Below are 23,498 nucleotides of genomic sequence, written 5' to 3'. Positions count from 1 at the left end.
TCAGACGGTCGCGGCGAGCGGCTCGGAGGCCGGCGGTGCCGCCAGTCGGCCGGTGCGGTGCAGGCCGTACAGGGCGGCCGCGCAGGCCAGGCCGAGCGCGCACAACGTGATCCAGGGCAGTGCGGGCATCCCGGCCGCGCGAGCGGCGTCGAGCGCGGCGCCCGTGCCGAGGTTCCCGACGGTGATGCCGATGCCGCAGATCGTGTTGTACAGCCCGTAGTGGGTGCCGACGAGGCGGTCACCGGAGAGGCGGACGATGGTGTCCATCTCGAACGGGTAGGCGATCATCGTGCCGATGGCCAGCAGCAGCGCGGTGAGCGTCGGCGGAACCGCCGCGAGCAGCCACAGCCCGATCCCGGACTCCGGTACCGGCACGGCGGTGGCGGAGAGCAGGGGCACGAAGGCCAGCCCCATCGCTGCCAGGCCGCGCACAAGTGCCTGCCCTGGCTCGTACCGCGTCTTGCACCACGCCGTCACTCGCGTCTGCCCGAGGATCGTGGTCAGCCCGGAGACGGCGAAGAGCACCGCCACCGCCGCCGTGCCGAACTCCCCGTCGCCGCCGAGCCGGCGCACCTCCAGCGGCAGCGCCAGGTAGACCTGGAAGGACAGGACGTACGAACCGATCATGGCGATGGAGAAGAGCAGGAACGGCCGGTTGGCGAGGATGCCGCGCCACTGGGCGAGCACCCCTTGGGCGGCGTCGCCGTCCTGCTGCTTGACGTCCTGTGACCTCCTGGCGGGCAGCGCGCGGATCTGTACGACGCTCAGCAGGGCGAAGATCCCGGCGGAGACCAGGCAGGTGATGCGGAAGTCCACGCCGGTCAGCACCATGCCGGCCAATGGGCCGAGCAGGATGCCTGCCTGGTAGAACACGTTGAACAGGGCGAACGCCTCGACCCTGCGCTCCCCCGCATCGGCCGCGAGGTAAGCCCGCACGGCCGGGTTGAACAGCGCCCCGGCCAGCCCGGTGGCCGCCGAGGCGGCGAGCAGGGCAGGCAGGGAATCGACCAGTCCGAGCGTCGCGAAGCCGAGGGTGCGCAGCACGCATCCGGCGATGATCAGCGGCTTGTAGCCGAGCCGGTCGGCGAGTGTGCCCCCGACCAGGAACATGCCCTGCTGGCTGAAGTTGCGTACGCCGAGGACGAGTCCGACGATCCAGCCGGCCAGCCCGAGCGTTCCGGAGAGGTGGGCGGCCAGATAGGGCATCAGCATGTAGAAGCCGAGGTTGATGGTGAACTGGTTGACCATCAACAGCTGGACGCTGCCTTCGTACGACCGGACCTGGGTGTACAGCCCCTTCACCGGTCCTCCTCCGAAGCGTCGGACTCGACGTCCGATGCGCCCTGAGCGTCTTGCAGGGTGAGGGGATCGACGACGGTGGTGCACCGGGTCCAGCGGGTGACCTCCTTCTCGTCCAGGCGGCCGAGCAGCTCCGGTTCGGGTGCCGGTGGCGATTCCAGCAGGCCGTGGGCGGCGCAGTAGTCGTCGTCGTAGACCGTCCCCAGGTATCGCTGCGGACCGTCGGGGAAGATCGCGACGATCCGTGCGTCCGCCGGCATCGTGCGGGCCAGCCAACCGGCCACCAGCGCGACCGCGCCGACGCTCCAGCCGCCGGTGGCGTAGTGGGACGATGCCAGTTGGCGGCAGGTCCACACGGCCTCGTGCGGGGCGACCCAGTGCACCTCGGAGAAGTTCTCGTAGGCGACGTTGCGGGGGTAGATGCTGGAGCCGAGGCCGCGCATCAGGCGGGGCCGGGCGGGCTGGCCGAAGATCGTGGAGCCGGTGGTGTCCACTCCGACGACGGTCAGTTCGGGGTAGAGCTGGCGCAGGACGCGGGAGACGCCGGCGGAGTGGCCGCCGGTGCCGACGCTGCACACCAGCACGTCGATGTGGCCCATCTCGGAAGCGAGTTCGAGGGCCAGCGGGGTGTAGGCGGCGACGTTGTCGGGGTTGCTGTACTGGTCCGGGCACCAGGAGCCGGGGTGCTGCTCCAGCAGCCGCTGCACGCGGTCGCGGCGGGCCTGCTGCCAGCCTCCGGTGGGGTGCGGCTCGGAGACGACGTTGACCTGGGCGCCGTAGGCGGTCAGCAGCCGGGTCATGGACAACTCCAGCCCCGGATCGGTGACCAGGGTGACCGGATGGCCGTACACCATTCCGGCGAGGGCCAGCCCCAGTCCCAGGGTCCCGCTGGTGGACTCGATGATCCGCCCGCCGGGCCGCAGGTCGCCCCGGGCACGGGCCCGCTCAACCATGTGCAGCCCCGGACGGTCCTTGATGCCGCCGGGGTTGAAGCCTTCGAGCTTCGCCCAAAAGCCACGCCCGGTCGGGGTCAGCGGCTCCGACACCCGCAGCAGCGGGGTGTTGCCCACCAGCCCGGACAGGGCGGACTGGCCGGAGGGCGTCGCGGCCTTGGTCAATGACTGCATGTCTTTGTGTTCACTCTCGCTCGATGAAATCCGGTGCGGTTCATCTCGCGCGTCCTGGTCATGGGCGGACGATGCGTCCGCGCTCAGGCCATGGGCACGCGGCAGCCGTGAAGTCGGTCGGCTGCGAGCGAGTGGTCTAGATCCGCCACCGCGACGTACGAGCGAGCGCCAGGCGGCCGGTGCGTGCGCTGCGACGTCTACGGCGGTCACGTCGCAGGAGAGGCCTCCCGGCCACCACGGACACGGCAAGAAGTACGACGGCCATCGCGCCGAGGGCAAGTTCCTCGGCGGGCTGGGCCGCGGTACGCACGATCACGTCCGCTGCACACTCCTCGGCCCCGTGTGGAGCGTGGGGCCCATGAGGGTCCTTGTCCGCTGCCGTCACCGAGAAGGCTGCAGGCACGGACACCGGCTCGTGCGTCTCCTCTGGCACACCGTGCAGGACGGCGCAGAGCACGAGCACCATCATGAGTGCGCCGCGGATCACCGGGACGAATCGGCGGGACAGCGGTGAGCCGCATGGGAACCATAGGGGGTGCGCGGGCATAGGGGAGTGGGTCGACACAGGTCCTCCGAGCTGCTGCCACGTCTCCGGCAAGGACGGAGTGAGGCGCAGACATGGGTGGGGGCAGGACGGCTTCGACGAACGTGACGCCCCATCATGAGCACGGGAAAGGACGCTCGTCGCGCGGTACCAGCCGAACCGGTGACATCCGGCGGGCCGGTTGGAGGAACTGCGTACCTCTAGACCTGCTGCACCACGGAGGCTGCTCTGAGAGCCACCGGAGATTCAACGTCCGTGGGGTCACCAGCGGTCGGCCCTCGGACGGTTGAGGCGTCGTAGGAACTGATCGATTCGCGAACCGACGCTGCAAAGCAGGGCGATGCCAGGGCAGAAGCCTGCTGAGGCTGTCCGGATGCGCAGTGCTCGCCAGGATGTGACGGCCCATGGCTCCCATGGTGATCATCGGTATCCGCGGCGGACAGTGTCGGCTCGGCGCCTGCATGGCGAACGCCGCCGTCCGACGGTGCGGTGAAGGCCGTTGCGCTGGTGGAGAGATGTCCCTGGACGCTTTCCACGTGCACGCCGTGCGTCACGAGGACGCCGAACAGGAGCACGGCCATGGCCAGCACGCGCAGCAGCGGACCCGCACCAGAGCGGGTCCTGACGATGCGCCAGGACGACCAAGCCGTAACCATGCCGTGATCCTAGCGGCTCTCTGGAAGTGATCGACCACCAGTGCCGAAACACTGGGTCAACTCGTCAGATGAATGGCTTGTTTGCTGCGGCGAGCGCTCAGGCGACCTGATCCGGTCGCCGCATTCGGGAGCGGCCCGCACCGGAACTGGGTGAGGGCTGCGCGCCTCAGTGTGTGTGCCCCGGCCTTTTCTCGGCCGACTCTGCCTGTGCGGGCTGCTCGGACTCGGCCACCACGCCGCCCGCATGCACCGTGAAGGCTGCCGTACGGACCTTGCCCTCGCGCCGGAAGTCCAGGAACAGGCGGTACGCGCCGGCGCTGGGCACCGTCGCCGTGCAGGAGACCTCGGGGCCGGACTCGGTATTGCCGTCGCCGGGCTCGCCGTTCGGGTGGACGTGCAGGGAGGCGAGGCCGCCGGACCGCAGGGCGACGAGGTGGCCGAATGCACCCAGGTAGGGCTGAAGGTTGCGGACCGGCTTGCCGTCCTTCGTCACCGTCAGCGTCAGGTCACTGGCCCTGCCCGGGATCAGGCCGCCGTCGAGTGTCACCTCGTACTCGTCAATCCTCGCCATCGTGTTTGCGCCCGGGTAGTGCGGCGGGCTGGTAGGACCCGGACGTCGCAGGATCCGCTACACAAGCACGATCACCACTCTGGACCTGGACGGAGCCGGCGCCCGGCTTCCGCAGAAGTGAGCCGTGGCTGCCGTGATCACCACGCGGGCCGGAGGTGCTGATCCTGGCGGGCATCGCCTACGACATCACTCGCAGCAAATGACTTGGCTTCGGCGGCGCACGTGGACCAGAACATCTTGACGAAGCAGGAACGGGCAAGTGCCCCAAAAGGAGAAGCCGTCCGATACCGGTCCCCCGGCATCGGACGGCCCTTCGATGGCTCTCTGGCCCTGTTGTTCAGGTGGTCTGCGACCTACACAGCCATACATCCGCTTGCTTCAGCAGGGTCCGTCGACGTCAGACGCCGGCCCGCTCGCCCCGCGTGTCCGGAGCGGCGGCCCGCTGCGCGGCGGCCGCGGCCGCCTTGTCGCTTCGCATCACCAGCAGGGTGACCAGCCCGCCCACCGCAGCGATCGCGGCGGCCCAGATGAACGCGGCGCTGAAGCCGTCCGTCATCGCGGACAGGTTGCCCAGCCGGCCCGCTCCCTGCGAGGTGGCCACCGCGGTCAGCGCCGCGAGACCCAGCGCGGAGCCCACCTGGTAGGTGGTGTTGACGATGCCGGACGCCAGGCCCGCCTGCTCCTGCGGAGCGCCCGACATGGCGGCCATCCTGGCCGGGATGTAGGCGAGCGACATGCCGAACGCGGCGACCAGGGAGGCGGGCAGAACGTCGACCACGAAGGTGCCGGTGGGCTCGACGGCGGACAGCCACAGCAGACCGGCCGCGAGGATCAGCAGACCACCGCCGATCAGTGGCTTGGCACCGAACCTCGCCAACAGCCTGGCGGTGATCGCCGTCATGAAGATCATCAACAGGCCGGTCATGGGCAGCAATACGGCACCCGACGCGAACGCCCTGTAGCCGAGCACATGCTGGAGGTACAGGTTGAGGAAGTACCACATCGGGATCCATGCGGCACCGAGCAGCGCCATGGCCAGGTTGGCCGAGCCGAGCCGCGGGACGCGCCAGATGCCGAGCGGCATCAGCGGCTCACGCACTGTCTTCTGGATCACGAAGAAGAGCACGAGCAGGGCGGCGGCGCCCACCAGCTGGAGCACGGTGCCGGTGGAGGTCCAGCCGACCTCCGGCGCACGGACGATGGCAAAGACGGCGAGCGCCAGACCAGCGGTGACCGCGGACGCTCCGAGCACGTCGACGGAGCCACGACGGCTGCCGACAGCGGGCAGCAGCTTGGTGGCCGCCAGGGTGGCGAAGCCGATCGGGATGTAGATGATGAAGATCCACGGCCAGCTCAGCCACTCGGTGAACACCCCGCCGAGGAACACACCGGCCGTGCCGCCCGCCGGAGCGGCGGCGCCGTAGAGCGCCATGGCCTTGCCGAGCTCCTTCGGGTCGTGCGCGAAGAGCATCATCAGCAGCGTCATCGCCGCGGGAGCGATCAGCGCACCGCCCACGCCCTGAACGGCACGGCCGAGGACCTCCACCCAGGCCGTCTGTGCGGCGGCCGCGACGACCGAGCCGGCGATCAGCACGACCCAGCCGGTGTTGAAGATCTTGCGCGCACCGAGCAGGTCGGACAGGCGTCCGCCGAGCAGCAACAGCCCACAAAGGCGATGACGTATGCGTTGAAGACCCACTGCAACTCACCCTGTGAGAAGCCGAGGTCTCTCTGCATCTCGGGGAGCGCCACCCCGATGATCGACGTGTCCATGATGACCATGAACTGGGCGGCAGCGAGTACGACCAGCGCCCACCAGCGCCGGGGATTGACGACAGGCATGGGTTCACCCCCTGCGACCGCCTCCCCATCCCGCACGGCGGGCAAGCTGATGTCTTCCGCGCGACCCACAAGCCGACCGGGGTAACAGTTGCCCTGAAACAACTGCGAGGCAGGCCTCCCGCTGAGCGGCAGATCGCGCGAATGCGCCGTGAAATCGTGGTCGGCCACCACCTCGATGGTCACCCGCACGCCATGCCCGTGCTGGACGCCGACCCGAACCACAGATGGTTCGTCATGCCCTACGCCGAGACCACAGCAGAGCACTGCCGTCCGGAACTCTCCGAACTTCCCGCTCTGCGTGCCTTGCTGGATGCGCTTTGCTCAGCACCAAACCAGCACGGGAGTCAGCACGGCATCTCCAAATCGTGTCCGAACAGGGCAAGTCAGACAGCGTCCTTGGCGGCCTCATTGCGGCCATCAACGACACCCCGTAAGCGCCTCCATGGTGTGCACGGGCACTCCAACGCTCAGAACTATGGTGCCTCACCACATACGCCTCTGACCTGCACGTTCCTAAGGTATGGCGACACACAAACGTCCCCGCCGAACAGCAGGAAGTGGTGCCGATGTCTTCCCCCGCGACCGCTCCCCCACCCCCCGCCAGCCTCAAGCGCATCGTCGCCGCCAGCCTCATCGGCACCACCATCGAGTGGTACGACTTCTTCCTCTACGGGTCCGCCGCGGCCCTCGTGTTCAACAAGCTGTTCTTCCCGGACTCCGACCCGCTCGTCGGCACCCTGCTGTCGTTCCTGACGTACGCGGTCGGGTTCGCCGCCCGGCCTCTGGGCGCGCTGGTGTTCGGGCACTACGGGGACCGGCTCGGGCGCAAGAAGCTGCTGGTGCTGAGTCTGCTGCTGATGGGCGGGGCGACCTTCGCGATCGGGCTGCTGCCGACGCACGCCTCCATCGGGACGGCGGCGCCGGTGCTGCTCACCGTGCTCCGGCTGGTCCAGGGATTCGCACTGGGCGGCGAGTGGGGCGGGGCCGTCCTGCTGGTGTCGGAGCACGGCGACGCGCGGCGCCGCGGTTTCTGGGCGTCGTGGCCGCAGACCGGCGCGCCGGCGGGGCAGCTCCTCGCCACCGGTGTGCTGTCCCTGCTCACGGCCCTGCTGTCGGACGCCGCGTTCGGCAGCTGGGGCTGGCGGGTGCCGTTCCTGCTCTCCGGGGTGCTGGTGATCGTCGGTTTGTGGATTCGTCTGTCTGTCGATGAATCACCCGTTTTCCAGCAGGCGCTGGCGCAGGCCGAGGCCCGCAAGGCGGACGTGGCGGCGGACGCCGAGAAACTGCCGCTCGTCTCGGTGCTGCGGCACCACTGGCGTGACGTCCTGGTCGCGATGGGGGCGCGGATGGCGGAGAACATCAGCTACTACGTGATCACGGCGTTCATCCTCGTCTACGCCACCACCTCGGCCGGCGTCTCCAAGCAGACCGCGCTGAACGCGGTGCTGATCGCCTCGGCCGTGCACTTCGCCGTCATCCCGGCGTGGGGCGCCCTGTCCGACCGGATCGGCCGGCGGCCCGTGTATCTGGTGGGCGCGGCCGGTGTCGGGCTGTGGATGTTCCCGTTCTTCTCGCTGATCGACACCGGGGGCTTCGGCAACCTGCTCCTCGCCGTCACCGTCGGCCTGGTCCTGCACGGGGCGATGTACGCGCCCCAGGCCGCGTTCTTCTCCGAGATGTTCGCGACGCGGATGCGCTACTCCGGCGCGTCGATCGGCGCCCAGTTCGCCTCTGTCGCGGCGGGCGCGCCCGCGCCGCTGATCGCCACCGCGCTGCTGTCCGACTACGGCAGCTCCACACCGATCGCCCTGTACGTGATCGCGGCCGCCGTGCTCACGGTCATCGCGGTGGCGGCGGCCGAGGAGACCCGCCACCGCGACCTGGCCGACGTCGCTGTTCCCGCCGGGCAGGAGGCGGGCCGGGCGGCGGCCGTGGAGGACGCCCGGACCGTCTGAGCCACCAGGAATCCACGGCCGCGCCGCGGCCGGCGACCCCCGTGCGTCCCGCGTGCGGGGGTCCGTGGGGGGTCAGTGCCGCGTCGGCGCCGACAACCGGTGCAGGCGCAGAGCGAGTTGGATCTCCAGGGCCCGGGCCGGGTTCTGCCAGTCGTCGCCGAGGAGGCGCCCGATGCGCTCCAGGCGCTGGGCGACCGTGTTCACATGGACGTGCAGTTCGTCCTTGGTGCGCACCGGGCTCATGCCGCAGGTGAAGTAGGCGTCGAGGGTGCGCAGCAGTTCCGTGCCGCGTCGCCGGTCGTAGGCGACGACCTCTCCGATGGTGCGGTCGACGAAGCCCGGGATGTCCCGGTCACCGGCCAGGAGCAGTCCCAGGAACCCGAAGTCCTCGGCGGCCGCCCCGTCCCCGCGGCGGCCGAGGACGCGCAGGGCTTCGAGGCAGCGGCGGGCCTCCGCGTAGGCCGTGGCCACGGCCCCGGGGCGGGTGGCGAGGTCCTCGGCGGGTGCGGAGGCGCCGACCGTGACCGTTGCGTGGACCGCTGTGCCCAGGTCCCGGGCCGCGCGGCGGGCCAGATCGGTCGGCGTGTCGCCGGGGCCGAGCGGCAGCAGCAGGACGGTGCCCCCGTCGCGGGCTGCGGCCAGGCCGTGCCGGGTCGCGGCCAGGTGGGACGCCGCCGCTGCCAGACGCCTGCGGGCGTCCGCCTCCTGGTCGGCATCGGTGGGCTCGCCCTCCAGTCGCGCGGCCAGCACCACGTGGAGGGCGTCGAGGTCGGCGTGGAGCCGGGCCGCGCGCTCCCTCAGCAGACGCGTGTCACGGGCCCGGGCGTCGAGCAGGTCGTCCAGCAGCTCACCGCGCACGCGCTGTTCGGCCTCTGCGGCGGATCTGCGGGCCAGGAGCAGCAGGGAGGTGACCATGGCGGCACGCTCCAGAGTGCGCTGGTCGACGGGGTCGAGCCCCGGGTGCCCGCGCAGCACCAGTGCGCCGAGCAGTTCGCCGCCGGCGGCGACGGCGGCGATCCAGTCGTCCTCGTGGAGCACGGCGTGTCCCTGCGCGCCGGACTTCTCCAGGGCCGCGGAGGGTGCGGCGGCGGCCTCGGCGAACTCGACGGTCCCGTCGAGGATCTCGGAGACGGCCGCGGCCACGTCGTGCACTCCGCCGCCGCGCAGGACGAGTTCGGCGAGCCGGTCGTGCACGTCGGAGGCGCGCTCGATGACGCCGCTGCGGTCCCGGATGATCTCGTTCGCCCGCTCCAGGCCCGCGAGCGCCGAGCGGGTCTCGGCGAGCAGGTTGGCGGTGTCGATGGCGGCCGCGGCGAGGGCGGCGAACGATCCGAGCAGGGCGATCTGCTCCCGCTCGAAGACGCGGGCACGCCGGTCGGCGGCGAACAGCACGCCGATGACGTGGTGCCCGAGCGTCAGCGGCACGCCGAGGATGGCCACCAGTCCCTCGTCCCGCACGCCCGCGTCGATGGTGAGGGTGTGCTGGAAGCGGTCGTCCTTGAAGTAGTCGTCGGTGACGTAGGGGCGGGCCGTCTGTGCGACCAGACCGCCGAGACCCTCCCCCATGCCGAGCCGCAGCTGCTGGAACCGGGCCGCGACCGAGCCCTCGGTGACCCGCATGTAGGTGTCGCCGCGCTCCGTGTCGTTCAGGCTGAGGTAGGCGACGTCCGTGCCCAGCAGCGAGCGGGCGCGCTGCACGATCGCCTGGAGCACCGCGTCGAGGTCGCGCAGCCCGGCGAGGTCGTGCGCGGTCTCGAACAGTGCGGACAGCTCGGCCTCGCGCCGGCGCCGCCCCTCCAGCTCGGCGCGGACGCGCAGGGCGAGCGGCTTGGCCTGCCGGAGCAGGGCGACCCACTCCGCCGGGCGCCCTTCGGCCCGCGCGAGCAGTTCCGGCTGCTCATAGGCGTCGGCCGATGCGCCCCTGGCCAGCAGCTCGAGGAACGGCACTTCGGCGGACTGCACGTGATCGCTGGACATGCTCACAGGATTCCCCATGACCGGGCCGGCCCGTCAGCCCTGTGGACAACTCCGCGGGCCGACGGGAGCGGCCGCTCAGTGGGCGGTCCAGCCACCGTCGAGCACGAGCGAGGCGCCGGTCACGAAGGACGCCTGCGGACTGCAGAGATACGCCACGGCCTCGGCGACCTCCTCCGGTTCGATGAGCCGTTTGACGGCGCTGTCCTGCAGCAGCACCTCGGACAGGACGCGTTCCTCGGGGATGCCGTGCGCCTGTGCCTGGTCGGCGAGCTGCTTCTCCACCAGTGGGGTGCGCACATAGGCGGGGTTCACACAGTTCGAGGTGACACCGTGGGGCGCGCCTTCGAGGGCGGTGGTCTTGGACAGGCCCTCCAGCCCGTGTTTGGCCGCCACATAGGCCGACTTGTAGGCCGAGGCGCGCAGCCCGTGCACGGAGGACACGTTCACCACACGGCCCCACCCCTGCCCGTACATGTGGGGCAGGGCGCCGCGGATGAGCCGGAACGGTGCCTCCAGCATCACGGTGAGCACCGTGTGGAAGACCTCGGGCGGGAACTCCTCGATGGGGCGGACCAGTTGGAGCCCGGCGTTGTTGACGAGGACGTCGGTGCCCGCGGCGGCGAGCTCGGCGGCGTCCAGGTCGGTGAGGTCGAGGACGTGCGGCTCCACCGTTCCAGCGAGGCCGTGGGCCTGGCCGGCCAGGGCCTCCAGACCCGCCGCGTCCCGGTCGACGGCTCTCACCTTGGCCCCGGCCGCCGCGAGCCGCAGCGCGCAGGCACGGCCGATGCCGCCGGCGGCGCCGGTGACGAGCGCGGTGCGGCCACCCAGGTCGAGCGGGGAGGCGTGGGGGGCGGGGAGGGCACGGTGCGCGGTCATGGTTCGACCCTAGGCAGCGCCCGCGCCCCACCCCATGTGGTCATGCCCCATAGTTCAGCTGGAGGCAGTGGGGTCGAACCATGTGGGGGCACCCGACAGGGCTTGCTTGATCCGGTGCAGGCCGAACTCGTTCAGTTCGGGCAGCGCGTCGATGTCGAACCAGGCCACGTCCAGCGACTCGTCGTCGTTGACCCGTGCCTCTCCGCCGACGGCCCGGCAGCGGAAGGTGATGTCCATGTACTGGCAGATGTCGCCGTTCTCGTAGGTGACGGGGGCCAGGGCCTGGACGACGACGACCCGTTCGGCGACGCAGCGTACGGCCGTCTCCTCGTAGACCTCACGCACCGCGCAGGCGGCGGGCTGCTCCCCCGGGTCGGGGATGCCACCGAGCACGGACCACTTGCCGGTGTCGGCACGGCGGTTGAGCAGCACTCTCCCCTTGTCGTCGAAGACGAGGGCGGTGACTCCGGGGAGCCAGAGCAACTGCTGACCGGCCGAGGCGCGGAGGGTGCGGATGAAGTCGGGAGTAGCCATGCCGTCGACCCTAACGGGCCGCTCACGGCGTCCTGGCGCGCTTCAAACGGCGTGCGACGGGCGTACGGCTACACGCCACCGGCGCGTCGCCCGCGCAGCCCGGCGCCGACGGCCCATCCGAGGCCGCCGGCCGCGACCAGGACGAGGGCGATCTCCGGCAGGGTGCCGAGCCGCGTGGCGGGGGTCTGGGACGACCGCAGCGGCACCTTCTGCACCAGGGAGTCGGCCACGAACATGCCGGTCCTCTGCGTGATGTTGCCGTCCGGCATGATGATCGCGCTGACACCGCTGGTCACGGGCACCGTCACGGTGCGGCTGTGCTCGACCGCGCGGACCCGGGACATGGCGAGTTGCTGGTAGGTCATCTCGCTGCGGTCGAAGGTGGCGTTGTTGCTGGGCACGGAGATCATCTGGGCGCCGTCGGTGACCTCGGAGCGCACGGTCCAGTCGAAGGCCGCTTCGTAGCAGGTGACGAGGCCGACCTTGGCGCCGTCCATGGTGAAGACGCCCGGCTCGGTGCCCCGGCTGAAGTCCTGGCGGACCATCGACGCCCAGTTCTTGTTGACGGCGCCGATGAGCGAACGCAGCGGCAGGTACTCGCCGAAGGGCTGGATCTGGCGCTTGTCGTAGGTGTTCACGGGCCCCTTGGCCGGGTCCCAGAGGATCTGCTCGTTGTAGAGCCTGCCGTCCCGCTCGACGACGCCGCCGACCGAGACGGGCACGCCGATGGACTTGGCGGCCCTGTCGATGACGGCGCGGGCGTCGGGGTTGGCGAAGGGGTCGATGTCGGAGGAATTCTCCGGCCAGAGCACGAAGTCGGGTCGCGCGACCTTGCCCGCCTCGACCTCGGCGGCCAGCCGTTCGGTCTCGCGCGCGTGGTAGTCGAGTACGGCCCGCCGCTGGGAGTTGAAGTCGAGGCCGGCGCGCGGCACGTTGCCCTGGATCACGGCGACGGTGGCAGTGCCGTCCTCGGCCGTGTCGCTGACGAGCGGCCGGGCCGCGACGGCGCCCACCACGGGGACGGCCAGGCTCAGCAGGCCCACGGCCGCCGCGCCACGCCGCACCGCACCGGTCCTCCGCCATCGCACGGCCAGCCGGACCACGTCGTACAGCCCGAAGCCGCACAGGACGACGGCAAAGCCCAGCACGGGGGTGCCGCCCACCGCGGCGAGCGGCAGGAACACGCCGTCGGCCTGGCCGAAGGCGATCTTCCCCCAGGGGAAGCCGTTGAAGGGCGCACGCGCGCGTGCCGCCTCGCCGGCGATCCACACGGCCGCCGCCCACACCGGCCAGCCGGGCAGCTTCGAGACGGCCGCGATCCCGGCGCCGACCGCGGCGACGAAGAGCGCCTCGATCGCCACCAGGGCGAGCCAGGGGCCCGGGCCCACCTCCACTCCGGTCCACACCAGCAGCGGCAGCAGGAAGCCGAGGCCGAAGAGGTAGCCGAGGCCGAGTGCCGCCTTCCAGCCGCGGCCGCGCAGCAGCCAGCCGAGGACGCCGAAGGCCGGCAGGGCCAGCCACCACAGCGTGCGGGGAGGGAAGGAGACGTAGAGGAGCAGGCCGGAGAGCGCGGCTGCGGCGGCCGGGACGAGACGCACGAGCCGCTGGGCCCACGTCCGCGCCCCGGGCGTGGTGCGCGGCTCCAGCTGGTCCGACTCGCCGACGGAGGTTGCGGTGACGGTCACTCCCGGAGTCTAAGGCGCGTGACCTGGGAGCCGACAGCGCGGTACGCGCGACGGACTTCCTGTTCAGTTCGTCACGACACATCCCCAAACCGTCCACCAGCCGTTACGGTGTGCCAAGCCTCGCTCGTACGGCCCTACGGCCGGTGCGACCGGGGTCTTCACGAGTCGGGGGCGACGGTGCGCCGGGGGGGCGGGCGGGGTGGGTTCCAGCGGGATGACGTCCGCGTCCGGACCGGACGCGGACGGTGACAGACGAATCGTTTCCGACGCGGCGGGCGTCGCGGTGCTGGGCGCCTGTGCCGCCTGGTCCTTGATCACGGCGGCCGTGCACGACGGCAGGCCCGAGGGGGTGCTCCTGGCGGTGCTCGCCGTGGCCGCCGGGTACGCCGCCGGGCGGATCAGCGGGGCGCTGCTCCCGGTCGGTGCGCCCTTCGCCGGAGCACTGGCCGGCATGGCGCTGACGGTGGCCGTTCCCCATCTCGCCCCGGGCCCGCAGATCGCGGCGCCCCTGGGGCACGCGGGGGCCACCGCCGCCGTACTGACCCTGTCGGCCGGTGCCGCGTGCTGCGCGGCCTGGGCCTCGCCGGTTCCGGCCGTTCGGTTCACCCTGCGGCTGCTGGCCGCCGGGACCGTGGTGCTGGCCGTCGTGCTCGGCTCCACCAGCGGCTCGGTGACCTGTCTCGCGGTGCTGCTGTGCTCGCTGGCCGCCGGCCGTACGCGTCACCGGGGCGCCGGGATGGCCGTGCTGGCCGCGGTCGCCGTCCTGGTGACCGGTCTGGTCTGGGCGATTGCCGCGCGGGCCGTACCGGGCGGCTTCGTGGCGGCCGCGGAGGGACGGCTGACGCCGCACCGCGTGCGGCTGTGGCAGGACGCGTGGCATCTGCTGGGGGACGACGCCCTGGCCGGGGCCGGCCCGGGCCGCTTCGGGGAACTGAGCACGGCGACCGCGCAGTCCTTGCTGTCCGACGACAAGCCGCACTCGGCGCCCCTGCAGCAGGCCGCGGAACAGGGGATCGTCGGGGCGGCCCTGCTCGCGGCGGTGTTCGGCTGGGTGCTGTACGCCCTGTGGCGCGGCCCGCGCCCGACCCCGGTGGCGCTCACCGCGGGCGCCGCCCTGACGGCGCTCGCCGCGATCGCCGCCCTCGGCAACGCCCTGAGCTTCACGGCGGTGTCCGTCGGTGCGGGCCTGCTGGCGGGCATGGCCACGGCGCGGCCCCTCGCCGACGAGTCGTCGAGCCGTACGGCGGGAATCCCGGCGCGCGGAGCGGGACGCACCCCCGCGCGGTGATGGGCGGACACCTGGCGTCCGGCACCGCGGGCCGGTGATCACAGCCGTGACCGTCCCCTCGGGCCGGCGGCTCAGTGCGCGGGAGCGCCCGGCTTGCCGGGCCGCAGCCGAGCCTCGATCACCCGTACGGCCGCCTCCGCGTCGTCGACGGTGATCGTGAAGGTGTGCCCGTCCCACAGCTCCAGTTCGACGCCCTCACCGCGTCGTACGACCACCGCGGTGCCCTTCTCGGGCCGCCACCGGTAACCCCAGCCGCCCCAGTGGCGGGGGGTGACATGGGAGATGTACGTGGCGCCGACCACGCTGGAGAGCGGGATACGGCGACGGGGGACGCCGATGTGGCCGCAGCGCACCTCGAGGTTTTCCTGGTCGACCCGCAGGGCGACGTGCACGAAGGCGAGCGTTCCGAAGAGGACCAGCAGCCCGGCGGCGATGCACCCGACGACGGCCATCACCAGCGGGGCGACGCCGGACGTCCACGCCGAGTCGACGGCCAGCTCGATGCCGAGTGCCATGCAGGCGGCGCCCACGAGCGCCAGCAGCCACTGCACCCGGTTGGTGGCACGGCCGGTCCAGACGTCCGTGTGCGGCTGGGGAGCGTTCTCGCCGTGGCGGTGGTCCCTCATGCTTTGAGGGTACTCAGGTTTCGCTCCGCTGGTACCTCGTGGCGGAGCGTGACTGCGCCGGGTGGGCGCCGCGCGGTACGGGTCGGCCGGTGACCGCCGGCGACCGCGGCTCCGGTCAGCCGGCGGGCGTGACCGCCTGCAGCAGACGCCCCTCCGCGTACGCCAGCGCCGGGGCGGGCAGGGTGCCCTCGCGTCCGCTGAGCAGCACGGTGAGAGTGCCGTGGGGGGCGGCTCCGGGCGCGGGCTGCCGGCCGAGGCGGCGCAGGGCCTGGGCGGCCACGGCCCCGGCGGAGCCGTGGAGCACGAGAGGCGGGCGGCCGGGGCGCTGGACGGCGGCCCGGATGCGCTCGGCCACCAGCTCGTAGTGGGTGCAGCCGAGGACGACGGTGGTCACCTCGGCCGGGGTGAGGGCGGCGGCCGCGGCCACGGCCGCGTCGATCGCCTCCTCGTCCGCGTGCTCCACCGCCTCGGCGAGGCCCCAGCAGGGCACCTCGGTGACGGGCACGCCGCCGGCGAAGTCCTCGATCAGGTTCTGCTGGTACGGACTGCCCGTGGTGGCCGGGGTGGCCCAGATGGCGAGGTGCCCGCCGCCTGCCGCGGCCGGCTTGATGGCCGGGACGGTGCCGATGACCGGGAGCTCCGGCTCGAGCCGGGCGCGCAGGGCGGTGAGCGCGTGCACGGTCGCGGTGTTGCAGCCGACGATCAGGGCCTCGGGGCCGCGTGCCGCGGCGGCCTCCGCGACGGCCAGGGCACGCTCGGTCAGGTCCTCGGGCGTGCGCGGCCCCCAGGGCATGCCGTCGGGGTCCAGGGAGAGCACGAGATCGGCGTCGGGGCGCAGCCGCCGTACCGCGGCGGTGGCCGCCAGCAGACCGATTCCGGAGTCCATGAGCGCGATCTTCACCCGATCACGATAGACGATGAGCGGTACGGGACAGGTCCGGTGGGGCAGACTGCGGCCGTGAGCGCCGTTGTGTGGACCGCCGCCGGATCACTCCTCGCCTGGTTGTGGCTGCTGCTCGGCCAGGGCTTCTTCTGGCGCACCGATGTGCGCCTGCCGTCGCGTGCGGAGCCGGACGCGTGGCCGTCGGTGTGCGTCGTCGTCCCCGCCCGCGACGAGGCGGCCGTGCTGCCCGCCGCGCTGCCGTCGTTGCTCTCGCAGGACTATCCGGGGCGGGCGGAGATCTTCCTCGTCGACGACGGCAGCTCGGACGGCACCGGAGAGCTGGCGCGTGAGCTGGCGCGCCGGCACGGCGGGCTGCCGCTGACGGTGGGCTCGCCGGGCGAGCCCCCGGCGGGCTGGACCGGCAAGCTGTGGGCGGTGCGCCACGGCATCGGGCTGGCACGCGCGCGTGATCCCGAGTACCTGCTGCTGACGGACGCCGACATCGCGCACGCTCCGGACAGTCTGCGGGAGCTGGTCGCGGCGGCCCGTTCCGGTGGGTTCGACGTCGTCTCGCAGATGGCCCGGCTCCGGGTGGAGAGCGTGTGGGAACGGCTCGTGGTGCCGGCGTTCGTCTATTTCTTCGCACAGCTCTACCCCTTCCGCCGGATCGCCGCGGCGGGCCGGACCGCGGCCGCCGCCGGGGGCTGCGTCCTGCTGCGGGCGAGGACCGCGGAGCGGGCACGGATCCCGGACGCGATCCGGCACGCCGTGATCGACGACGTGGCGCTCGCGCGGGCCGTCAAGCGCGGCGGCGGCCGCGTCTGGCTGGGGCTCGCCGAGCGGGTGGACAGCGTGCGTCCGTATCCGCGGCTGCACGACCTGTGGCGCATGGTCTCGCGCAGCGCGTACGCCCAGCTGCGGCACGACCCGCTGCTGCTCGCCGGGACGGTCGCCGGGCTGGCGCTGGTGTATCTGGTGCCGCCGGTGGCGGTCCTGGCAGGTCTCGCCGCCGGCCGTACGGCGGCGCCGGTCCTCGGAGGTCTCGCGTGGCTGGTCATGGCGGGGACGTACGTCCCCATGCTCCGCTACTACCGTCAGCCGCTGTGGCTCGCCCCCCTGCTGCCGTTCACGGCGTTCCTCTATCTCCTCATGACCGTCGACTCGGCGGTGCAGCACTACCGGGGGCGGGGCGCGGCCTGGAAGGGCCGCACCTACGCGCGCCCGGACGCCGTGCCCGAGGAGGGGTGACGGCCCGGCGCAGGGGTCACTTGCGGCCGGGGGTCCAGTTCATGCCCCACCCGTAGGCGTGGTCGACGGTCCGCTGCGGGCTCACCCCGCGCTCGGGGACCAGGTAACGCGCCTCCCGCTGGACGACCAGGTCGCCGCCGGTGTTGGTGATCAGGGCGAGCGCGCACACGAGTGAGGGGACCGTGCACTCGTCGAGGGAGAACTCGATCGGCGCTCCGTGCTCGGGCCTGAGCGTGACCGAGGCGTGCAGATCGGCGAAGGAGCGGGCGCCTTCGTAGATGGTGACGAAGACGAGGATGCGCCGGAAGGCGTTCTTGTGGTCGAGATTGACGGTGAGGTTCTCACCCGTGGACACGGCCCCGGTGCGGTCGTCGCCGTCGAGGTGGATGTAGGGCGGCCGGTGCAGCGCTCCGAAGGCGTTGCCGAGGGCCTGTACGACGCCCTTGCTGCCGTCGTCGAGTTCGTAGAGCGCGCACAGGTCGAGGTCGAGGTCGGAGTGCATCGCCGTCGGGCGCCCGAACTTGCTGCTCCAGCCCGAGAACTGCTTGCGCACTTCCCAGTTGAGGTTGACGTGCAGCGCTCCGGAGGTGCCGCCCTGCTTGGTGAGGGAGACGGAAGGGGCCGCCTTGGTGAGTGTCACCTTGGTGAGGCGCACGGGCGTGGGAGGCGCGGCGGGCGGGGGCGGAGCGGTGGGCCGCGCCGTCGGCGGGGGCGGGTACGCGGCGGGCGGCGTGGCGGCGGGAGGCGCAGGCGCCATGGCCGGTGCCGGTGCCGGTGCCGGTGCCGGTGCCGGTGCCATGGCCGGTGCCGGTGCCGGTGCCGCATGCTGCGGCTCGTCCACCGTGATGCCGTAGTCCGTGGCGAGCCCTTCGAGTCCGCTGCTGTAGCCCTGGCCGACGGCACGGAACTTCCAGGCGCCCTGGCGACGGTAGAACTCGCCCAGCACGAAAGCGGTTTCAGTGGTGGCACCGGGGTTGTCGAAGCGGGCCACCAGGTTTCCCTGAGCGGCGTCCTGGACCTCGATGTACAGGCCGGGGACCTGCCCGAAGGCGCCGCCGTCGGCGGAGGCGGCGAGAACGACCGTCTCGATCGCGGGCTCCACGCGCGCGAGGTCGACGAGGAGCGTGTCGGTCACCCGCCCGTCGGTGGTGCGCTTGCCCTCGTGCCGGATCGCCCCGGACGAGTGCCGGGGCTGGTTGTAGAAGACGAAGTCCGCGTCCGAGCGGACCCTGCCGCTTGCCAGCAGCAAAGCGGACGCGTCGGCGTCGGGCACGCCCGCTCCGGCCCGCCACCCCAATTCCACCCGCAACGCGGCGGTCGGCACCGGAGTATTTGAACCTTTCAGCATTTGCATGTCCGCCCCCATTGCGTCGCACCGCGCCGGGCCCGTCCCGGCCGTCCGTCGAGTTCCGTGCGCACAACCTATTCCTTGGCGCGGCGAAGTCCCATGCGTGAGCACCCGGAAGAGCCGTCGGCCAACCGCCGGTAACCCGCCCGGAACTCGGCCTATACACGATCAGGACCCCGCTGTGCGCCCCTTTTTGGCGAGTTCGCTCGCATTGGGGGTCCCGGGTCACCGTGGACACGGAAAACAACCCTCTTATCGGTCTCCCCAATCAGCACATCGTTGGCTTAACTTATGTGCCATGACCTCCCCCCGCTCCACCTATGGCGGCGGCTACTACTCCGCCTCCTTCCCGGACACCCCGATCTACGACAAGCTCGTCGCCGAGCGGGGCACCCCGCAGATCGCGCCGATCCGGGTCCCCGCCCAGTACGACATGCCGGGCAGCAGCCTGCCCGCGCTCCCGTCGGCGCTGCCCGCTCTTCCGGCAGCCCCCTCCCAGTCCGCCTACGGCTATCCGCAGGCGCAGCAGCCCTCCCCGCTGCAGCAGGCGCCCGCGGCGTACATCCCGCAGCAGGCCACCGCTCCGCGCGGCTACCCCGGCCCGCAGCAACAGCCGCGTCCGGCGGCGCCCGCGGGCTACGAGGCGATGCGCCCCGCGGCTCCCCGGCCGGCCCCGGCTCCCTACCAGGACCCGTACAACAGCCAGCAGTACCGCGGGTACTGAGCCGCCCTACCGGGGGCCGTCGGCGCCGGCTGGCACGATGGCCCCATGGGGAACGCTCACCTGCACTCGATCCACGTCCATCCGGTCAAGGCGGTCCGGGGCCTGGCGCCCCGGGAGGCCGTCGTGGAGCCCTGGGGGCTGGCCGGAGACCGGCGCTGGGTGCTGATCGACCACGGGGGAAGGGTCGTCACACAGCGCCGTCATCCGCGACTCACGCGCGCCGCCGCCGGGCTTCTGCCCGGTGGTGGCGTCCGGCTGTCCGCGCCCGGCATGCCGGCGTTGTCGGTGCCCGTTCCCCGGTGCTCCGCCGCCGTGCCGGTGGAGATCTTCCGCGACAAGGTCGAGGCGATCCCCGCCGAGGGCGACGCCGCGCACGACTGGTGCAGTTCCTACCTGGGCGTCGACGCACGCCTGGTGTACCTGGACGAACCGGCCACGCGCCGCCCTCTCGACCCTGAGTACGCGCACCCCGGCGAGACCGTCTCCTTCGCCGACGCCTTCCCCCTGCTGCTCACCACGACGGCTTCGCTCGACGCCCTCAACTCCCTGATCGCACAAGGCGAGTACGCCGCCGAGGGCCCGCTGCCCATGAACCGCTTCCGGCCGAGCGTGGTCGTGGCCGGCACCCCCGCGTGGGCCGAGGACGACTGGTCGCGCATCGCCATCGGGGACGTGGTGTTCCGTGTCGCCGGGCCGTGCGGCCGGTGCGTGGTGACCACCACCGACCAGGGCACCGGCGAGCGGGGCCACGAGCCCCTGTTCAGTCTGGGACGGCACCGCCGGCTCGACGGCAAGCTGATCTTCGGACAGAACCTGGTACCGCTGTCGGGCGGCACGATCCGGCTCGGCGACCCGCTCAGGATCCTCGAGTAGCTCTTCGAGCGGAGCGGGAACCGTGACGCCGGACCGGGCGTTGAGCTTGTGTGAGAAATTCATGAGAGACCCTGGGGAGAGGTGACTTCGCTCTCTCTTCGACGGGTCCGTGCGTGGACGGCTCCGCCGGGGAGTATCACGGAGCGGGAAGGGGGTGCAGGCGGTGCGAGCGATCAGCGGACTCTGGCGCTGGCGGCGCAATCCGCTCTGCCGCGCGACCGACCTGGCCGAGGCCTGGGTGGCACTGGCCGCCCTGCTGCTGATCCTGCTGGCGGCGCCGGTCGTCGGCTCACTCGTCGGGGAATCGACTCAGGACGCGCTGCAGCGCTCCGTGCGGGCGCAGCACGAGGCGCGGCATCTGGTGACCGCCACCGTGGTCCGCAAGCTGGACCGCTCCCCGCTGGACGCCGATCCGGAGACCTCCTCGGGCCGGGATCTGCGCACCCGCGTCCTCGCCGACTGGACCGCGCCGGACGGCACGGCGCACCAGGGACCGGTGCTGTCGAGCCTCAAGGACCCGCAACAGGGCGATGTGTTCCGGATATGGACCGACCGGCACGGCCGGATGGTTCCCCGCCCGCTCGACTCCGCGACCGCCTCCACGCACGCGGTCCTCGCGGGCTTCGGCGCGGCCCTGGCGGCGGGCGGTCTCGTCGAAGGCGGCAGACGGCTGATCGTCTGGCGCATGGTCCGCCGCCGGTACGCCCATTGGGACCAGGCATGGGACAAGGCGGGCCCGGACTGGGGCAGGACGGGCGCCGGCAGCTGACAGCCTTCCGGCTCTGGTCAACCCACCAGCCGCGCGCACGCTACGGTGGTCCGGCCGAACCGTTCGGCAACAACCCGCGCGCGAGCGAGCCTCGAGGACGCGCCGGTGTCGATGCCGCGTGCGCGCCCAGGCCCCGAGGTCCGGGCTCGGTCGCGGTCGCGACCCCGGCCGAAGCGCCCCGCAGGCGGACGAGCCATCCGTACGACCGAGGTGGGGGCACAGCTACACCATGGCACAGGGCACGGTCCAGGTGACGCACACCGGCACGTCGCGGTGGCGGCGCCGCACGGGTGAGTACGCATCGCTCGCAGCCGCCCTGGAGGCCGCGACCGACGGCGACGTCCTCACCGTCGCGCCCGGCACCTACCGGGAGAACCTCGTCCTGCAGCGCGCGGTGACCCTGCGCGGCCCCGACGGCTCTCCCGGCTCGGTGCGGATCGCGCCCGTGGACGGCGTGCCGCTGACCGTGCGCGCTTCGGCGGTGGTGCAGGACCTGCACGTGGAGGGCCAGGACGCGGCCGCCCCGGCCGTGCTCGTGGAGGAAGGCACCCCGGAGCTGCGGGACGTGCGGGTCGTGACGCGGTCGGCGGCCGGCATCGAGGTGCGCGGCAGCGCCCGGCCCACGGTGCGGCGTTGTGCCGTCGACAATCCGGCGGGCGTCGGCATCGCCGTACTCGACGGCGCGGGCGGGGTGTTCGAGGAATGCGAGGTCGTCGCGGCCGGCCAGGCGGGGGTGGCGGTGAGCGGCGGGGCCCACCCGCGACTGGAGCGCTGCCGGGTGCACCACACCGCGGGCTCGGGCCTGTCGGCGACCGGGGAGAACTCGGCGCTGGAAGCCGTGGGCTGCGAGGTGTACGAAGTCCGGGGCAGCGGTGTGCAGATCACCGGCCGGGCCACCGCACACCTCACCGACTGCGATGTGCACCGCACGACCTCCGACGGCGTCACGCTCGACACGGACGCGGTGCTGACGCTCGCCGACTGCCGCATCCACGACGTCCCGGAGAACGCCGTCGACCTGCGCTCCCGTTCCGTTCTCACACTGACCCGCACCACCGTGCGGCAGTTCGGGCGCAACGGCCTGTCGGTGTGGGACCCGGGCACGCGGGTGGACGCCAACCAGTGCGAGATCTTCGACAGCACGGGCGACTACCCGGCGGTGTGGGTCAGCGACGGCGCCACCGCCGTACTGGACTCCTGCCGGGTGCACGACGTGCCGGACGCACTGTTCGTCCTCGACCGCGGCTCGCGCGCGGACGTCGTCGACACCGACCTGTCGCAGGTGCGCAACACGGCCGTGTCGGTGAGCGACGGGGCGACGGCGCAGCTCGACGACTGCCGGATCCGCGACGCGGCGACGGGCGCCTGGTTCCGTGACCACGGCAGCGGCGGCACGCTCAGCGGCTGCACGGTGGACGGCACCCAGACCGGCGTGATCGTCACCAAGGGCGCCGACCCCACGGTGGAGCGCTGCACGATCGACTCCCCCGCCGAGGCCGGTGTCTACGTCTCGGCCGGCGGCCGCGGAAGTTTCCTGAACTGCCGGGTGACGGGCAGCGGCGGCTACGGCTTCCACGTCATCGACGGCAGCCGGACGACGCTGCGCAAGTGCCGCACGGAGCGGTGCGCGCGCGGGGGGTACGAGTTCGCGGACAGCGGCGCCGACGCGACGTCCGGGGCGGGTCCGCTCGTCGAGGACTGCACGAGCGACGAGAGCGCGGGGCTGCGGGCGTCCGCGGCGCGGGAGACGGCCGTGCAGACGGTGAGCCACTCGGCGGGCCTGCTGGGCGCGGTCCCGGGACAGCGCACGGAACCGGAGCCCCCGGCACCGGTCTCCGAGCCCGAGTCACCGGCCCGCTCCTCCAAGGATGTCCTCGGTGAACTGGACGCGCTGGTGGGCCTGGAGAGCGTCAAACGCGAGGTGCGCGCCCTCACCGACATGATCGAGGTCGGCCGGCGCCGTCAGCAGGCCGGCCTGAAGGCCGCCTCGGTCAAGCGGCACCTGGTCTTCACCGGTTCCCCCGGCACCGGCAAGACGACGGTGGCGCGGCTCTACGGCGAGATCCTCGCCTCTCTCGGTGTGCTGGAGAAGGGCCACCTGGTCGAGGTGTCGCGGGTGGACCTGGTCGGCGAGCACATCGGCTCGACAGCGATCCGCACCCAGGAGGCTTTCGAGAAGGCGCGCGGGGGCGTGCTGTTCATCGACGAGGCGTACGCGCTCTCCCCGGAGGACGCGGGCCGCGACTTCGGCAAGGAGGCCATCGACACGCTCGTGAAGCTGATGGAGGACCACCGGGACGCGGTCGTGGTGATCGTCGCGGGCTACACGGCCGAGATGGAGCGGTTCCTGTCCGTCAACCCGGGTGTGGCGTCCCGCTTCTCACGGACCATCACCTTCAGCGACTACGGGCCCGAGGACCTGCTGCGGATCGTGGAGCAGCAGGCGGAGGAGCACGAGTACCGGCTCGCGCCGGGCACCGCGGAGGCGCTGGGGAAGTACTTCACCGTGCTCCCGAAGGGCCCGGCGTTCGGCAACGGCCGCACCGCGCGGCAGACGTTCGAGGCCATGGTCGAGCGGCACGCGAGCCGGGTCGCCCAGCTCCCGGAGCCGAGCAAGGACGACCTGACGCTGCTCTACGCCGAGGATCTGCCCGAGTTGCTCTGAGGACGCGC

Annotated in this window: 16 protein-coding genes and 2 pseudogenes; 7 read left to right on the top strand and 11 right to left on the bottom strand. The window is 72.2% G+C overall.

What is annotated here, in order from left to right; genetic code table 11:
- The 4 genes and pseudogenes from AB0937_RS06065 to AB0937_RS06050 form a co-directional block, all read right to left on the bottom strand.
- Entirely contained in the window at positions 1 to 1,302 is a 1,302-nt protein-coding gene (locus tag AB0937_RS06065) for an MFS transporter (RefSeq protein WP_366709779.1), read from the bottom strand.
- The gene (locus tag AB0937_RS06060) at positions 1,299 to 2,426 is read right to left on the bottom strand and encodes a PLP-dependent cysteine synthase family protein (RefSeq protein ID WP_366709778.1); all 1,128 of its coding nucleotides are present in this window, start codon (positions 2,424 to 2,426) and stop codon (positions 1,299 to 1,301) included. The genes AB0937_RS06065 and AB0937_RS06060 overlap by 4 nt, the downstream gene beginning before the upstream one ends.
- 1,366 nt (positions 2,427 to 3,792) lie before the next feature.
- Positions 3,793 to 4,255, bottom strand: a pseudogene (locus tag AB0937_RS06055) (hypothetical protein); the annotation flags it as partial.
- Positions 4,256 to 4,594: 339 nt separating this feature from the next.
- A pseudogene (locus AB0937_RS06050) lies at positions 4,595 to 6,039 on the bottom strand (MFS transporter).
- A 566-nt stretch (positions 6,040 to 6,605) separates the two neighbouring features.
- On the opposite strand from AB0937_RS06050, the gene AB0937_RS06045 reads away from it, so the two are divergent.
- On the top strand, positions 6,606 to 7,994 hold the full coding sequence (locus AB0937_RS06045) for an MFS transporter (RefSeq protein ID WP_366709776.1): 1,389 nt from the start codon (positions 6,606 to 6,608) through the stop codon (positions 7,992 to 7,994).
- A gap of 72 nt (positions 7,995 to 8,066) precedes the next feature.
- Here the strand turns inward: AB0937_RS06045 and AB0937_RS06040 are convergent, their stop codons facing one another.
- The 4 genes from AB0937_RS06040 to lnt form a co-directional block, all read right to left on the bottom strand.
- Entirely contained in the window at positions 8,067 to 9,971 is a 1,905-nt protein-coding gene (locus AB0937_RS06040; RefSeq protein WP_366709774.1) for a GAF domain-containing protein, read from the bottom strand.
- 75 nt (positions 9,972 to 10,046) lie between these two features.
- Positions 10,047 to 10,847, bottom strand: a complete 801-nt coding sequence (locus AB0937_RS06035; RefSeq protein WP_366709773.1) for a 3-hydroxybutyrate dehydrogenase — start codon at positions 10,845 to 10,847, stop codon at positions 10,047 to 10,049.
- A gap of 54 nt (positions 10,848 to 10,901) precedes the next feature.
- Positions 10,902 to 11,381 (bottom strand): NUDIX domain-containing protein, encoded by a 480-nt coding sequence (locus tag AB0937_RS06030; RefSeq protein WP_366709771.1) that lies wholly within the window; start codon positions 11,379 to 11,381, stop codon positions 10,902 to 10,904.
- 68 nt (positions 11,382 to 11,449) lie between these two features.
- A complete protein-coding gene (lnt, locus tag AB0937_RS06025) occupies positions 11,450 to 13,066 on the bottom strand; it encodes an apolipoprotein N-acyltransferase (RefSeq protein WP_366709769.1) in 1,617 nt (538 codons plus the stop codon).
- Positions 13,067 to 13,280: 214 nt separating this feature from the next.
- On the opposite strand from lnt, the gene AB0937_RS06020 reads away from it, so the two are divergent.
- A complete protein-coding gene (locus AB0937_RS06020; RefSeq protein WP_366709767.1) occupies positions 13,281 to 14,354 on the top strand; it encodes an O-antigen ligase family protein in 1,074 nt (357 codons plus the stop codon).
- Between the two features lie 71 nt (positions 14,355 to 14,425).
- Here AB0937_RS06020 and AB0937_RS06015 read toward each other — a convergent pair whose 3' ends face one another.
- Together AB0937_RS06015 and AB0937_RS06010 are read right to left on the bottom strand one after the other, a co-directional pair.
- Positions 14,426 to 14,980 (bottom strand): hypothetical protein, encoded by a 555-nt coding sequence (locus AB0937_RS06015; protein WP_366709766.1) that lies wholly within the window; start codon positions 14,978 to 14,980, stop codon positions 14,426 to 14,428.
- 115 nt (positions 14,981 to 15,095) lie between these two features.
- A complete protein-coding gene (locus AB0937_RS06010) occupies positions 15,096 to 15,881 on the bottom strand; it encodes an aspartate/glutamate racemase family protein (RefSeq protein WP_366709765.1) in 786 nt (261 codons plus the stop codon).
- A gap of 39 nt (positions 15,882 to 15,920) precedes the next feature.
- On the opposite strand from AB0937_RS06010, the gene AB0937_RS06005 reads away from it, so the two are divergent.
- On the top strand, positions 15,921 to 17,111 hold the full coding sequence (locus AB0937_RS06005) for a glycosyltransferase (protein WP_366709764.1): 1,191 nt from the start codon (positions 15,921 to 15,923) through the stop codon (positions 17,109 to 17,111).
- A 16-nt stretch (positions 17,112 to 17,127) separates the two neighbouring features.
- On the opposite strand, the gene AB0937_RS06000 is transcribed toward AB0937_RS06005, so the two are convergent.
- Positions 17,128 to 18,459: a TerD family protein gene (locus AB0937_RS06000; protein ID WP_366710218.1), complete on the bottom strand. Its 1,332-nt coding sequence runs from the start codon at positions 18,457 to 18,459 to the stop codon at positions 17,128 to 17,130.
- A gap of 298 nt (positions 18,460 to 18,757) precedes the next feature.
- Between AB0937_RS06000 and AB0937_RS05995 the strand changes: the two genes are divergently transcribed.
- From AB0937_RS05995 to AB0937_RS05980, 4 genes are all read left to right on the top strand, one after another.
- Complete coding sequence (locus AB0937_RS05995; RefSeq protein WP_366709762.1) at positions 18,758 to 19,183, top strand: DUF6643 family protein; 426 nt, start codon at positions 18,758 to 18,760, stop codon at positions 19,181 to 19,183.
- A gap of 45 nt (positions 19,184 to 19,228) precedes the next feature.
- On the top strand, positions 19,229 to 20,056 hold the full coding sequence (locus tag AB0937_RS05990; protein ID WP_366709761.1) for an MOSC N-terminal beta barrel domain-containing protein: 828 nt from the start codon (positions 19,229 to 19,231) through the stop codon (positions 20,054 to 20,056).
- Positions 20,057 to 20,219: 163 nt separating this feature from the next.
- Positions 20,220 to 20,825: a hypothetical protein gene (locus tag AB0937_RS05985; protein WP_366709760.1), complete on the top strand. Its 606-nt coding sequence runs from the start codon at positions 20,220 to 20,222 to the stop codon at positions 20,823 to 20,825.
- A 229-nt stretch (positions 20,826 to 21,054) separates the two neighbouring features.
- Positions 21,055 to 23,490: a right-handed parallel beta-helix repeat-containing protein gene (locus tag AB0937_RS05980; RefSeq protein WP_366709758.1), complete on the top strand. Its 2,436-nt coding sequence runs from the start codon at positions 21,055 to 21,057 to the stop codon at positions 23,488 to 23,490.
- The last annotated feature ends 8 nt before the right edge of the window (positions 23,491 to 23,498 follow it).

The organism is Streptomyces sp. NPDC047880, assembly GCF_040706515.1.
Classification (GTDB): domain Bacteria; phylum Actinomycetota; class Actinomycetes; order Streptomycetales; family Streptomycetaceae; genus Streptomyces.
Note: the sequence above shows the minus strand (reverse complement) of the source record. Positions and strands in the feature narration are given on the sequence as shown.

What these genes read in the sequence shown, in the direction of transcription:
- AB0937_RS06020 (WP_366709767.1), top strand. Translation starts at nt 13,281, where the DNA reads ATGACGTCCGCGTCCGGACCGGACGCGGACGGTGACAGACGAATCGTT.
- AB0937_RS06040 (WP_366709774.1), bottom strand. Translation starts at nt 9,971, where the DNA reads ATGTCCAGCGATCACGTGCAGTCCGCCGAAGTGCCGTTCCTCGAGCTG.
- AB0937_RS05990 (WP_366709761.1), top strand. Translation starts at nt 19,229, where the DNA reads ATGGGGAACGCTCACCTGCACTCGATCCACGTCCATCCGGTCAAGGCG.
- AB0937_RS06000 (WP_366710218.1), bottom strand. Translation starts at nt 18,459, where the DNA reads ATGCTGAAAGGTTCAAATACTCCGGTGCCGACCGCCGCGTTGCGGGTG.
- AB0937_RS06030 (WP_366709771.1), bottom strand. Translation starts at nt 11,381, where the DNA reads ATGGCTACTCCCGACTTCATCCGCACCCTCCGCGCCTCGGCCGGTCAG.
- AB0937_RS05995 (WP_366709762.1), top strand. Translation starts at nt 18,758, where the DNA reads ATGACCTCCCCCCGCTCCACCTATGGCGGCGGCTACTACTCCGCCTCC.
- AB0937_RS05980 (WP_366709758.1), top strand. Translation starts at nt 21,055, where the DNA reads ATGGCACAGGGCACGGTCCAGGTGACGCACACCGGCACGTCGCGGTGG.
- AB0937_RS06045 (WP_366709776.1), top strand. Translation starts at nt 6,606, where the DNA reads ATGTCTTCCCCCGCGACCGCTCCCCCACCCCCCGCCAGCCTCAAGCGC.
- AB0937_RS06035 (WP_366709773.1), bottom strand. Translation starts at nt 10,847, where the DNA reads ATGACCGCGCACCGTGCCCTCCCCGCCCCCCACGCCTCCCCGCTCGAC.
- AB0937_RS06060 (WP_366709778.1), bottom strand. Translation starts at nt 2,426, where the DNA reads ATGCAGTCATTGACCAAGGCCGCGACGCCCTCCGGCCAGTCCGCCCTG.
- AB0937_RS06015 (WP_366709766.1), bottom strand. Translation starts at nt 14,980, where the DNA reads ATGAGGGACCACCGCCACGGCGAGAACGCTCCCCAGCCGCACACGGAC.